General features: G+C 68.3%; 6 protein-coding genes. 4 read left to right on the top strand and 2 right to left on the bottom strand.

What is annotated here, in order from left to right; all coding sequences use genetic code 11:
- Nucleotides 1-110: 110 nt before the first annotated feature.
- From ACVOJ1_RS06830 to ACVOJ1_RS06840, 3 genes are all read left to right on the top strand, one after another.
- The gene (locus ACVOJ1_RS06830; protein ID WP_346480185.1) at nucleotides 111-6263 is read left to right on the top strand and encodes an ESPR-type extended signal peptide-containing protein; all 6153 of its coding nucleotides are present in this window, start codon (nucleotides 111-113) and stop codon (nucleotides 6261-6263) included.
- A gap of 62 nt (nucleotides 6264-6325) precedes the next feature.
- The gene (locus ACVOJ1_RS06835; RefSeq protein ID WP_262218290.1) at nucleotides 6326-7165 is read left to right on the top strand and encodes an OmpA family protein; all 840 of its coding nucleotides are present in this window, start codon (nucleotides 6326-6328) and stop codon (nucleotides 7163-7165) included.
- A gap of 123 nt (nucleotides 7166-7288) precedes the next feature.
- On the top strand, nucleotides 7289-7579 hold the full coding sequence (locus tag ACVOJ1_RS06840; protein WP_053517836.1) for a DUF6959 family protein: 291 nt from the start codon (nucleotides 7289-7291) through the stop codon (nucleotides 7577-7579).
- Nucleotides 7580-7594: 15 nt separating this feature from the next.
- On the opposite strand, the gene ACVOJ1_RS06845 is transcribed toward ACVOJ1_RS06840, so the two are convergent.
- Together ACVOJ1_RS06845 and ACVOJ1_RS06850 are read right to left on the bottom strand one after the other, a co-directional pair.
- Complete coding sequence (locus ACVOJ1_RS06845) at nucleotides 7595-9391, bottom strand: chloride channel protein (RefSeq protein WP_429000960.1); 1797 nt, start codon at nucleotides 9389-9391, stop codon at nucleotides 7595-7597.
- A 38-nt stretch (nucleotides 9392-9429) separates the two neighbouring features.
- On the bottom strand, nucleotides 9430-11511 hold the full coding sequence (locus ACVOJ1_RS06850) for a TonB-dependent receptor family protein (RefSeq protein ID WP_346480186.1): 2082 nt from the start codon (nucleotides 11509-11511) through the stop codon (nucleotides 9430-9432).
- Between the two features lie 130 nt (nucleotides 11512-11641).
- Here ACVOJ1_RS06850 and ACVOJ1_RS06855 point away from each other — a divergent pair, with 130 nt between their 5' ends.
- Complete coding sequence (locus ACVOJ1_RS06855; RefSeq protein WP_346475100.1) at nucleotides 11642-12562, top strand: M14 family metallopeptidase; 921 nt, start codon at nucleotides 11642-11644, stop codon at nucleotides 12560-12562.
- The last annotated feature ends 12 nt before the right edge of the window (nucleotides 12563-12574 follow it).

A 12574-nucleotide genomic window follows, 5' to 3' on the forward strand; every position in this document is an offset into this window, starting at 1 on the left:
CCCTGCCGGATTGAAGTGCGCCACGCCTCCGCGAACCGTTGAAATGTCAGTCACCTGCCTAGCGGCAAGTCCACTGTCATTCAAGTTGTTCGCCTACGGGGGAAATGCTCATGAACCGCATCTACCGGCGTGTATGGAACCGCCAGCTCAATGCTCTGGTTGTGGCCTCGGAACTGGCCACCGGCGATAGCGGCGGCACCGCATCACGCGATCCGCGCACCTCCCTGCTGACGCCCAGCGCCCTTGCGCTTGCACTGCTGTGCGTGCTGGCCAGCGGGCCGGCATCCGCAACCGAATCCAACCAGTCGCTGCGCGATCTGCAGGCGCTGGCGGCCAAGTACACCCAGACCTTGCCGGTGAAGGTCGATGCCGAAGTCGCCCTGGCCGCAGCCGCGCGACAGGCGCAGGTCACGCCTGCGATCAGTGCCGATACGCGTGTGGGCCTGCAGTTGAGCACGACCTCGCTGCCGCTGGTGCACGAGGTCCTGCCCGCCGCCGTGCAGGTGAAGCTGGGGGCGAACGCATCGCCGCAGCATGTGCCCACGCCAGCCCTGGCCGCTGATGTGCGGGCCCAGCTCGGCATCGGAGCGGGTACCCAGGTGGATACCTCACTGGCAGCGAACGTTTCCTCCGGCGCCGCTTCGCCGCTGGGGCTGACAGCCGATGCGAAGGCAAAGGCCAGGGTCGGCATCGCAGGTGCTCCGGTGGCATCGGTGGGTGCCGGCGCCAGGGCGGCAGCGAGTATCACGAGTTCCTCGCAGGGATTGTCCGGGTTGAAGGCCGGCATCGACGGCAACGCCGACTCGCATCTGGCCATCGCCGGACATCGAATCGAGGGCCAGGGCCGGGCCTCCGCAACCGCAGCGGTGAGCTTGCCCGCCAAGGAAGAACTGCCGGGCGAGACCGATGATCGCGCTATCACGGCGGCGTTCGATGCAGGCGTCGCCGGCAAGGTGCGCGTGCAGGGCCCGGGTGGCCAGGACGTGGTGGCCGATCGCAACCTGAAGCTCGCGGGCCGGACCGTCGCGAGTGCGCAGGCCAGCACTCTCGGTCTTGGAGGCCTGCATCACGGCGCCCTGGGCGATCTTGGCGGTGCGGTGGGTGGCGTAGTGCACGGCGTAGTCGGCACGGTGGGCAGCGCAGCAGGCGAGACGCTGCACGAAACCGTCGGCACCGTAGGTAGCGCAGTGGGCGGCACGCTGCACAACACCGTGGGCGCAGTAGGTGGCACGCTTCACGGAGCTGCCGGCACGGTCGGCGGTGCGGTGGGTGGCGTAGTGCACGACGTGGTCGGCACGGTGGGCAGCGCAGCAGGCGGAACGCTACACGAAACCGTCGGCGCCGTCGGCGGTGCGGTGAGCGGTGTACTGAACGGCACTGTCGGCACCGTGGGTGGCGCAGTGGGCGGCACGCTGCACAACACCGTGGGCGCAGTAGGCGGCACGCTCCACGGTGCTGTCGGTACGGTGGGCAGTGCGGTGGGCGGTGTACTGAACGGCACCGTCGGCAATGTCGGTGGTTCCCTGGGCGACACGTTGAACAACACCGTAGGTGCTGTAGGTGGCGTCCTCGATGGAACCGTCGGCACCGTCGGTGGTGCTGTGGGTGGCGCGCTCAACGGCACAGTCGGCACGATCGGCAGCGCCGTAGGCGGCGCGTTGAACGGCACCGTGGGTGCGGTTGGCGGCGTCCTCGATGGAACCGTCGGCACGGTCGGTGGTGCGGTGGGTGGCGCGCTCAACGGCACGGTCGGCACGGTCGGTAGCGCCGTAGGCAGCGCTTTGAACGGTACCGTGGGTGCCGTAGGTGGCGTCCTCGATGGAACCACCGGCACTGTCGGTGGTGCAGTCGGTGGCGCGCTCAACGGCACCGTAGGTGCAGTCGGCGGTGTCCTCGATGGAACCGTCGGCACCGTTGGCGGTGCGCTCAACGGCACTGTCGGCACGGTTGGCAGTGCTGTGGGTGGCGCTCTGAACGGCACCGCAGGTGCAGTCGGCGGTGTCCTCGATGGAACCGTCGGCACCGTTGGCGGCGCGCTCAACGGCACGGTTGGCACGGTCGGCAGCGCCGTAGGCGGCGCTCTGAACGGCACCGTAGGTGCAGTCGGCGATGTCCTGGATGGAACTGTCGGCACCGTCGGCGGTGCGCTCAACGGCACCGTCGGCACGGTCGGCGGCGCCGTAGGCGGCGCTCTGAACGGCACCGTGGGTGCAGTCGGCGGTGTCCTCGATGGAACCGTCGGCACCGTTGGCGGTGCGCTCAACGGCACGGTTGGCACGGTTGGCAGTGCTGTGGGTGGCGCGTTGAACGGCACCGTAGGTGCGGTCGGCGGCGTCCTGGATGGAACTGTCGGCGCGGTCGGCGGTGCAGTCGGCGGTGTGCTGAACGGCACCGTTGGCACAGTCGGCAGCGCCGTAGGCGGTGCTTTGAACGGCACCGTGGGCGCAGTCGGCGGTGCAGTCGGAGGCGTGCTCAACGGCACGGTCGGCGCAGTCGGTGGTGCGGTGGGTGGTGTGCTCAACGGCACCGTCGGCACCATCGGAGGTGCCGTGGGCGGTGCACTCAACAATACGGTCGGCTCGGTCGGCAGCGTTGTCGGTGGCCTGCTCGGGGGTGGCAGCACCACGCCGGGCAGCGGGCTGGACGGCGTACTCACCGGCACGCTCGGCAACGTCGGCGGTGCGGTGGGCAACCTGCTGGAGGGCAACCTCAACGGTACCGTCAACAATCTCGGCGGCGCAGTCGGCGGGCTGGTGGGCGGCACGCTGGGTGGCCTGGGCCTGACCCAGCCCTCGGCGATTCCGCCGGACAGCCCGAAGGCACCCGCTCCGGCTGATCCGAATGCGGGACTCATCATCGGTACCGGTGGCCTGGTCGGCAACGTCGGCCAGCTGATCGGCCCGACGACCAGCAGCCTGTTCGGCGGTGACGGCTATCTGCACAACGGCAATCTCAAGCTCAGCAATGCGAACGTGATGCAGGCCTACTCCACGGTCAACGTGCTCGGCCTGCCGGTCGTGAACCTGTCACCGGTCGGCAGCACCCTCAATGGCCTGGGCGGCGCGGTGACCGGTGGCAGCTCGCACCTGACCCTGATCGGTGGCGTCACTTCCGACAGTTACATCTACAACATCAACAACGGCAACCCCGGTGGCCTGCTGGGCCTGCTGCTGCCGACGGATTCGCCGGCATGGGCCGCCAAGTGCCTGGATATCGCGTTGGCCGACATCTCCTGCTGGGCGGTCAACGCCGCACAGGATTACCAGGTGCTGATGGGTGACGGTGCCTTCGCCAACGGCTCCAAGGAAGTGGTGATCGGCGCCAATGCCCGCCATGAGCTGCCGAAAGTGGATGCCAACGTGGCGTTCCCGGGTGCCGGTCCCAACGATCCCACCAATCCAACCGGCGTGCCGACTGCGGACTACGCCGCGCGCATGGGCCACTCGGTGATTGTCGGCGACAGCGCGGTGGGTACTGCCAACGGCCAGACCCTGCTGGGTGCGGAGGCGACCTCGAACCAGGCCAATTCGGTGGCGCTGGGCTACCGTTCCGCAGCGCTGCGCGGCGCACAGGCCAGCTACAGCGCCTATGGCCTGACCGCCGCCCAGGTCTCTGCCGGTGAAGTTTCGGTGGGTACCGCCAACGGTGGCGAGCGCCAGATCACCAACCTGGCTGCGGGTAGCGCCAATACCGATGCGGTCAACGTCGCCCAGTTGAAGGGCGCGATCAGCCTGATCGATGATGTTTCGGCCGGCGCGGTGATGTACGACGTCGATGGCGCAGGCAATCCGGACTATCGCCGCGTCACGCTCGGCAACGGCACGGGTACCACCACCATCGGCAACCTCGCCGCGGGTGCGGTGACCGCCGGCAGCCTGGAAGCCGTCAACGGCGGGCAGCTGGCCACCACCAACGCCGCCATCGCCGGCTTCTTCGGTGGCATCACCGCCTTCGATCCGGTCAGTGGCGCCTTCACCGCGCCGCTGTTCGAGATCAGCACGATCTCCACCGACGGCGCCATCGCGCAGGGCCTGTACAACAATGCGACCGATGCCTTCGACGCCGTCGACGGTTCGCTGGTCAATCTCAACACGCAGATCAACGATATCCGCAACGGCGGCACCAAGTACCTGCGGGTGAACTCCACGGGCGTGGAGGCAGTGGCCACCGGTGCCGACTCCATCGCGGTCGGTACCAACGCCCGCGCCACGGCTGGCAACGCGATCGCGGTCGGTGCCGGCAGCCTGGCTGATCGTGCGAACAGCGTGTCGATCGGTGCCGCGGGTGCCGAACGCCAGGTGACGAATCTGGCCGCCGGTACGGCTGCCACCGATGCGGTGAACCTGGGCCAGCTGCAGGCCTCGGAGGAAGGCGCGCTGCGCTACGACCTCAATGGCGATGGCAGCGTCAACTACGCCAGCGCCACGCTGGGTCAGGGCGGCACGGCGACCACGCTGCGCAACCTCGGCCCGGGCCAGGTGAGCGCCACGAGCAGCGAAGCCATCAATGGTGCCCAGCTGTTCGCTGCCAACCAGGCCGTCGCCACCCATCTCGGGGGCGGCGCGGCGGTCAATGCGGCCGGTGCGCTGACAGCGCCGACCTACACGATCAACAACATCGCCGCCAATGGCACCATCAGCCAGGGCAGCTACAACGACGTCGGCACCGCCTTCGACGCGGTCAGCAATTCGCTGGCCAATGTCGCCGACCAGACCGACGATATCGACAAGCGCGCGGTGAAGTACGATGTCGATGGCAGTGGCAACGTCGTCAACACGGTCACCCTGAGCGGTACCGGCACGGGTGCGGTGAAGGTGACCAACGTGGCGGCCGGCAGCATCCTTGCAGGCAGCAGCGACGCCATCACCGGCGACCAGCTGTTCAGCACGAACTCGACCATCGCCAGCTACTTCGGCGGCAGCACGGCCTTCGACGGCACCACCAATCTGTGGACCGCGCCGTCGTTCAGCATCTCCAGCATCGCCACCGACGGCACCCTGACCGCCAACGACTACAGCAACGTCACCGCGGCGTTCTCCGCGGTGGACGGTTCGCTGAGGGTGCTCAACCAGCGCATCACCAACGGTGGCGGCAGCCCGTACCTGGCAGTGAACTCCAGCGCCGCGGCGGCCGCTGCGGCAGGTGCGGAGGCGCTGGCGGTGGGTCCGCAGGCCAGTGCGGCAGGTGCTTCGGCCGTGGCAGTCGGCAACGGTGCCAACGCCAGCGCGGACAACAGCGTGGCACTGGGTGCCGGCTCGGTGGCCAGCGTCGGCGCGCAGAGCGGCTATACCGGTGCCTATGGTCAGACGGGTGCCAGCAATTCGGCAGGCGAAGTGTCGGTCGGCAGCAGCGGCAGTGAACGCAAGATCACCCACGTTGCCGACGGCTCGGACGATCACGACGCGACGAATGTCGGCCAGCTGAAGAATGGCGTGAACTATGCCATCGATCAGTCCAAGGCCTACACCGACCAGAAGATCCAGAACATCACCAACGTCGCCGGCAGCTTCCGCGCCAACAACAGCAACAACCTGGCCGATCCGGCCGCGACGGGCGCCAATTCCGCAGCCGGTGGTGCAGGATCGACGGCCGCCGGTGCCAACTCGACGGCCCTGGGCAACGGCTCGCAGGCACAGGCCGACAACTCGGTGGCCCTGGGCGCAGGGTCGGTGGCCAACCGTGCCAACACGGTTTCGGTGGGGGCCAGCGGCGCCGAACGGCAGGTGGTCAATGTGGCAGACGGCACCCAGGCCACCGATGCGGTCAACGTGCGGCAGCTGCAGGCCTCGCAGCAGGGCACCATCCGCTACGACACCACCGTCAACGGAGCCACCAACTTCAACAGTGTCACTCTCGGCAGCAGCACCAGCGGCCCGACGACGGTCCGCAACGTTGCCGCCGGTACGGCAGGCACCGACGCGGTCAATGTCGACCAGCTGAAGTCCGGCATGGCGCAGACCCTGGACTGGTCGAAGGCCTATACCGACGAGCGCATGGGCGGCTTCGAGCGCGACCTGCGCAGGACCGACAACCGCGCTTCGGCCGGCATCGCTTCGGCCATGGCCACGGCCTCGCTGCCGCAGCCGAGCGAAGCGGGTCGCAGCATGGCCTCGTTCGCCGCCGGCAGCTACAACGGCGAATCGGGCGTGGCGGTGGGCCTGTCCGGTGTCTCGGAAGGAGGCCGCTGGATCTACAAGTTCAGCGGTTCCACCAACAGCCGTGGCGAGGCCGGTGTGGCCGTCGGTGCCGGCATCCAGTGGTAACCGCCGTAGCCGGGCCGCGATCGCGGCCCGGCTGCCGCGCAAACGTCTACAGGGGGAATGACATGAATCAGCATCGCATCGCCCGCGCCGGCCGCATCGCCGCGTCGCTGGGCCTGATCCTCGCCGCCGGCCTGCTGGCCGCCTGCCGCAGCCACGCGCCCGCCGGTGAGGGTCCGGCGGAGGCCACTGCAGTGGCCTTCCCGGAAGTCTCCAAGGCGTCGCTGAAGGAGGGTACCTATCCCGACATCGCCGACCTGCGCCGCTTCGCGCCCGGGATGAGCAAGCGGCAGCTGTACAGCCTGCTGGGTACGCCCCACTTCAACGAAGGCATGTGGGGCGTGCGCGAGTGGAACTATCTGTTCAACTTCCGCACCGCACAGGGCGCCGAGTACTTCACCTGCCAGTTCCAGGTGCGCTTCGACAACAAGGGCATCGCCCAGGCCGGCTACTGGAAGCCCGAATCCTGCGCCGCCGTGCTCGACCCGCCGCGGCCACCGCCGCCGCCGCCGGCACCCGCGCCACTGCCCGAACAGCCGCTGCGCCTGGCCGCCGATGCACTGTTCGGTTTCGACAGCGCGGTACTCAGCGCCGAAGGCCAGCAGGCGGTGCAGGGCATCCTGGCGCAGGTCCGTGAGGCCAGCAAGGTGCAGTCGATCCAGGTCGTCGGCTACACCGACCGTATCGGTGCGGCCAGCTACAACCAGCAACTCTCGCAGAAGCGGGCCGAAGCGGTGCGCACGGCCCTGGTGCAGGGCGGAGTGCCGCCGGGCAGCATCAGTGCCGAAGGGCGCGGCGCGGCTGAACCGATCGTGCAGTGCACGCAGCGCAACCGTCGCGAGCTGATCGCGTGCCTTGCGCCGAATCGCCGGGTGCAGATCGTCGGGATCGCGCACCCGCGCTGAAGTCTCCCGCGCCGTGGCCATGCCCCGGCATCCCGAGTCCCCCCTGACCACCGGCAGGACGTGGCCACGTCTCCCCCGTCGTCCACCCCTGCCGGTGGCTCAGGTTTTCATACGGTGCACGCGATGAACGCCCAATTCCTGCCTCTGTCCATGAAGACGGAAACCACCCTCAGCGTGTATGGCCAGCTCGGCAATCATGCGGTCGTGCGCATCCCCGGGCGGCGCCTGCCGGGCCTGATCCTGCAGGCCGATACCGTGGCCGGGTTCCTGGCCCAGCTGCAGGAAACCCAGGCCTGCCTGCGCAGTGGCCGGGCGCAGCGTGCCGATGCAGAGCTGGACATGCTGATCGACATGCTGGAGCAATGGTACGCGTTGATCGAGTCGCGGCTGGCCGATGCCGGCGAAGCGCTGTAGCAGCGGGGCGGGCGATCAATCGGCGTCTTCGACGCGCTCGCCCATCAGTTCGCGCTGGCGCTTGTCCAGCTCCTCGGCGTAGCGCCTGCGCACGAAGGCCTCGGAAACAATGCCCAGCAGCTGGCCATCGGCGGCAACCACGGCCAGTTCGTCGGCCTGCGTCCGGTCGAAGCACTGCATCACGCTGACCACATCCGCGCCCGGCAACAGTGACACCTCGCGGTTCTCGGCCAGATCGCCAACGGGTGTCTCCGGCTTCACGCCGTCGGCGAAGACGCGCGGAATCTGCACGATGCCGGCGTAGTGGCCTTCGCTGTCGATCAGGACCACGCGACCGCCGGAGCCCAGCGGGAAACGCTGGCGGAACGCAGCGGCATCCAGCCCGGCCGGAGTGGTGGCAACGCCCTTGCGCATCATCCGCCCGGCGTTGAGGGTGTGGATCCAGCCGACGTCGCGTGCGCTGCGGATGGTTTCGCCGCGCAGATGCATGCGCCATGTCGAGAACGAGTAACCGAACCACTGGCGGACCAGTGTGCTGGAGACCAGTACCGCGCTCATCACGACGCTGGTCAGCAGGAAGTCGTGGGTGCCTTCCAGCACCAGCATGGCCATGGTCATCGGCGCGCCGACCACTGCGGCGGCCAACGCGGCCATGCCCGCAAGCGCCGCGGACGTGGCATCAACCACGGGCACGCCGGTGGCCGTCGCCAGCAGGCCGGCAAACAGGGTGCCGACCAGGGTGCCCATGAACAGCGACGCAAAGAAAAGACCACCTCGGAAGCCGAAGCCCAGCGAAATGCCCGAGGCCAGAAGCTTCAGGGCGAGCAGGCCGCCGATCCAGATCAGTGGCAGCTGCGTGGTCAGGTCCAGGTGCAGCGCACCGTGACCGGAGGAAAGCACCTGCGGGCTGGCCATGGCCAGTGGAATCAGCAGGAGGCCGCCGACCACCGGGCGCCCCCACAGGGGCAGTGGACTGCGCTTGACCACGCCTTCGATGGAGGCGATCAGTCGCATCACGCCGATCCCCACCATCGCGCAGCAGCAACCGAGCAGGCCGTAGATCGCGTAGTCGGCGGCGCGCACATCGATGGTCGAGGCTGCGGGCAGCAGGTACGCCTCGATGCCAGCCTGGTCGGCGACGAATGCACCCGCCAGTGCGGCCAGGGCCACAGGCGCGAGAGCGGCGGGCGTGTAGGCGCCGATGACGATCTCGAACGCGTAGAACGCGCCGGCCAGCGGAGCCCCGAAGGCCGCGGCGATGGCGCCGGCGGCACCGGCACCGACCAGGATGCGCACATCATTGCGGCGCAGGCGCATGACACGGCCCAGCTGCGAGCCGCTGCCCGCACCCATCTGGGTATACGAAGCCTCAAGGCCGACGGACGCACCGCAGCCGTTCGACAGCAGGGTCTGGGTGAGCACGATCAGATTGTCGCGCATCGACATGCGACCGCCATGCAGGGCATTGGCCTCGACCGCGTCGAGCAGCGGGCGCTTGCGCCGCGCGGCCGCCAGGCTGACCAGCCCGACCAGCAGGCCGCCCAGCGGCAGCACCAGCAGGGCGGTCCAGCTGAGCGCGGGCAGGGAGCTGAGGCGCATGCCGGGTTCCAGCCCGTACAGCGCACTCTGCAGCCCGCGCGCGATGTCCGATTGCAGCAGCGTCAGGCCACCGGCGATCAGGCCGACCAGCAACGCCAGTGCGATGAACCACAGGTCGCTGCCACGCAGGCGCAGTCGCAGGCCCTGGAAGGCCAGATGCAGGCGCGATGGTGGAACCGTGGAGGCCATGGTGGCGGCATGATACGCCGCCATCGTGATCGCCACCGTCACCGCATCGGGCATTTACCGCATCAGAAGCGGTAGCGTCCCTGCAGGTAGAAGGTGCGTGGCGCGGCCACCATGCGCCCGGCATTGCCGTCGACATTGCGGGTGTACCAGCGCTTGTCGGCCAGGTTGTTCACGCCGGCCGTGATCTCGCTGTCGCCCAGCCCCGGAACCTGCCAGGCCACCTGCGCATTCCACAGCCGCACCCCCGGCACGCGGCCCACACGTGCATCGGCGCTTTCCTGCCAGGTGTTGGCAGCGTCGGAGAACTGGCCGCTCTGGTGCGTGCTGGAGACATTGAAGGTCCAGGCCGACAGCGCATAGCGGGCGCCGATGCTGTCGGTGTCGCGCGAGTAGAAGGGCACGTCCCGGCCGCGGTTGTCACCGGACTGCTGGATCGCCTTGGTCCAGGTGTAGTTGGCGTACAGTTCCAGTCCGGCCAGCACGCTGTCTTCGGCGAAGCGGTATTCGAGCGCGCTTTCCACACCCTTGTGGTCGGTCGCACCGATGTTCTGGAAGGTGGGCGGGGTAATCCCCGGCACCTGCAGGATCTGGTTGTCGAAGCGCATCCTGAACACCGTGACGTCCGCGCGCAGTGCGCCGTCCTGCCAGCGGGCGCCCAGCTCGGTGGTCCTGGCCACCTCCGGATTCAGCGGATTGCTGGCGGTCTGCGAGTTCAGCTGGATGTTCTGCACGGGCCCGAACGAGGTGGTGTAGTTGCCGAACACGGTCAGCTGCGGGGTCAACAGGTAGGCGACGTTGAGCGAGGGCAGGGCTTTGTCGTTGCGGCTGCTGAAGGTGGTGCCGCCATCGGCCTGGCGGCGGTCCATGTCGATCCATTCCATGCGCACCCCCGGCGTGATCCGCCACTGGCCGATGGCGATGCGGTCGTCGAGATGGAAGGCGTGGGCGTCGGTGGCATTGTCGAAGCGGTTGATGGGGCTTGCGGCGCCGGTGCGGCGGGTCACCGTGTAGCTGCGGTCGTTGCCGCGCTCGCGCAGGAAGCGGTAGCCCGCGGTGACGTCGTGCACGCTTGCCCCCCAGTGCAGGCGCTGGGTGTAGCGCGGTTCGATGCCGAGCACGCGGTAGTCGCGCGGCTGCACGCTCACCTGGGTGTTGGCAGCGTTGATCAGCGAGCTGGCACGGGTGCTCTCGTTGTAATAGGCCAGTACCTCGAACTCGCTGGTGTCGGACAACGTGTGGGTGTAGCCCAGATCGATGCCCGTGCGGTGGCCCTTCCAGAAGTCATCGGGACGCGTGTTCTGGAACGGATCCGCCTCGTACTGCGCGCGGGTCAGGCCGCCTGGCGTCAGCGAGCGGACGTCGTAGTAGGACAGCTTGGCACGCAGCGTCTGCTGGTCGTCGATGGCGTAGGCGAACTTCAGTGCCAGATCGTTGAAACGGTCGTCGCTGCCTTCGCGCCAGCCGCGACCGTCCTGGCCGGAATAGAGCAGGGCGACGCCCAGGCCGTTGTCGCTGGTGCCGCCGAGGAAGGTGTTGTACTGGGTGCTGTCGCCGCCGCCATGGTCATGGGCGTTGTAGCGGATCCCGACCTCGCCGTGCAGGCCGCTCTGCTGCGGAATGGCGCGGGTGCTGAAGTTGATGATGCCGCCCACGTTCTGCGGCCCGTAACGCACGGCTCCGCCGCCGCGCACGACGTCGATCGATTCGATGTTGGACAGGCTGGCCGGCGCGAACGACAGCTGGGGCTGGCCGTAGGGTGCGACGGCCAGCGGCACGCCATCCAGCAGCACCGTCGAGCGGGGTGAGTAGCGGCCGGTGAGGCCGCGCACGCCGATGTTCAGCGACACCGAACTGCCGGCGGTGCCGGAGTTGTCGGTGACCTGCACGCCGGGGATGCGGCGCATGGCGTCGCCGATGCTGGTCGCGCCACTGGCCTCGATGCGCTGGCGATCGACCACCGTACGTGCCCCGGCGAAGCTCTTGACGCTGTCATGCAGGCCGGTGCCCAGCCAACTGCCGGAGACCTGGATGCTGTCGAGCGTGGTCGGCGCGTCCTGGGCGAGGGCGGAAGCAAGGGGCACCAGGCACAGGGCGAGGGCTGCCACCAAGGGCAGCTGGGCCGGTTTCGGGGTGTGGAGGGGCATCTGGACGGCGCAGGGAAGGTGGTAAATGAGAATTATTGCTGATTCCATTCGTGAATGGAATCGAAGGCCGATGGCCTCCGGGGTCGGGTGGTAAAGTGAATGATTGCCTCCTGACTCACCGAGATCCGTCATGCCTGCAGCTGTCTTCTATCCCGTCGGAACCCCTGGCCAGCCGTGGGGAGCGGCGGAACGGGAGCAGTGGCGTGCGCGCCAGCAGCGCCTGCGCCGCTACGACGAGGAAGTACTGCCGCGCATCGAGGCACTGGCAGCGCGCTTCGACAAGGTGGCCTACGGCCAGCTCGACTACGCGGGAGAGACCTATACCCTGTTCGCCCTGCGCAGCCGCGACTGGAACCCGGCGCTGCCGGCGGCGCTGGTCACCGGCGGCGTGCACGGCTACGAAACCAGTGGCGTGATGGGTGCCCTGGAGTTCCTTGAAAAGCACGCGGCCGATTACGCGGGCAAGGCCAACCTGCTGGTGGCACCGTGCGTCAACCCGTGGGGCTTCGAGCGCATCAACCGCTGGAACTTCGACGCGATCGATCCGAACCGCAACTTCCGTGCCGGTGGTCCGGCTCGCGAATCAACCGCGCTGATCGAGCTGATCGAACCCCTCAAGGGCCAGTTCGTGCTGCACATCGATCTGCATGAGACCACCGACAGCGATGAAAGCGAGTTCCGCCCTGCGCTGGCGGCGCGCGACGGCAAGCCGTTCGAACCGGGCCTGATTCCTGATGGCTTCTACCTGGTGGACGACAGCGCCAATCCGCAGTCGGCGTTCCAGCAGGCCGTGATCGCGGCGGTGGAAAAGGTGACCCACATTGCACCGGCCGACGACAAGGGCGAGATCATCGGCTCTCCGGTGGTGGCCCATGGCGTGATCGAGTACCCGCTGGTGGAACTGGCCCTCTGTGCCGGCATCACCGGTGCGCCGTACACCACCACCACCGAAGTCTACCCGGACAGCCCGCGCGCCACGCCGCAGCAGTGCAACGACGCGCAGGTGGCCGCGGTCTGCTCCGCGCTGGACTACGCACTGGCGCATCGCTGAGGGGGAGTGCCG

The organism is Stenotrophomonas sp. STEN225 (genome assembly GCF_056756445.1).

Coding starts and splice junctions, on each gene's coding strand:
- ACVOJ1_RS06830 (WP_346480185.1), top strand. CDS start 111: ATGAACCGCATCTACCGGCGTGTATGGAACCGCCAGCTCAATGCTCTG.
- ACVOJ1_RS06835 (WP_262218290.1), top strand. CDS start 6,326: ATGAATCAGCATCGCATCGCCCGCGCCGGCCGCATCGCCGCGTCGCTG.
- ACVOJ1_RS06840 (WP_053517836.1), top strand. CDS start 7,289: ATGAACGCCCAATTCCTGCCTCTGTCCATGAAGACGGAAACCACCCTC.
- ACVOJ1_RS06845 (WP_429000960.1), bottom strand. CDS start 9,391: ATGGCGGCGTATCATGCCGCCACCATGGCCTCCACGGTTCCACCATCG.
- ACVOJ1_RS06850 (WP_346480186.1), bottom strand. CDS start 11,511: ATGCCCCTCCACACCCCGAAACCGGCCCAGCTGCCCTTGGTGGCAGCC.
- ACVOJ1_RS06855 (WP_346475100.1), top strand. CDS start 11,642: ATGCCTGCAGCTGTCTTCTATCCCGTCGGAACCCCTGGCCAGCCGTGG.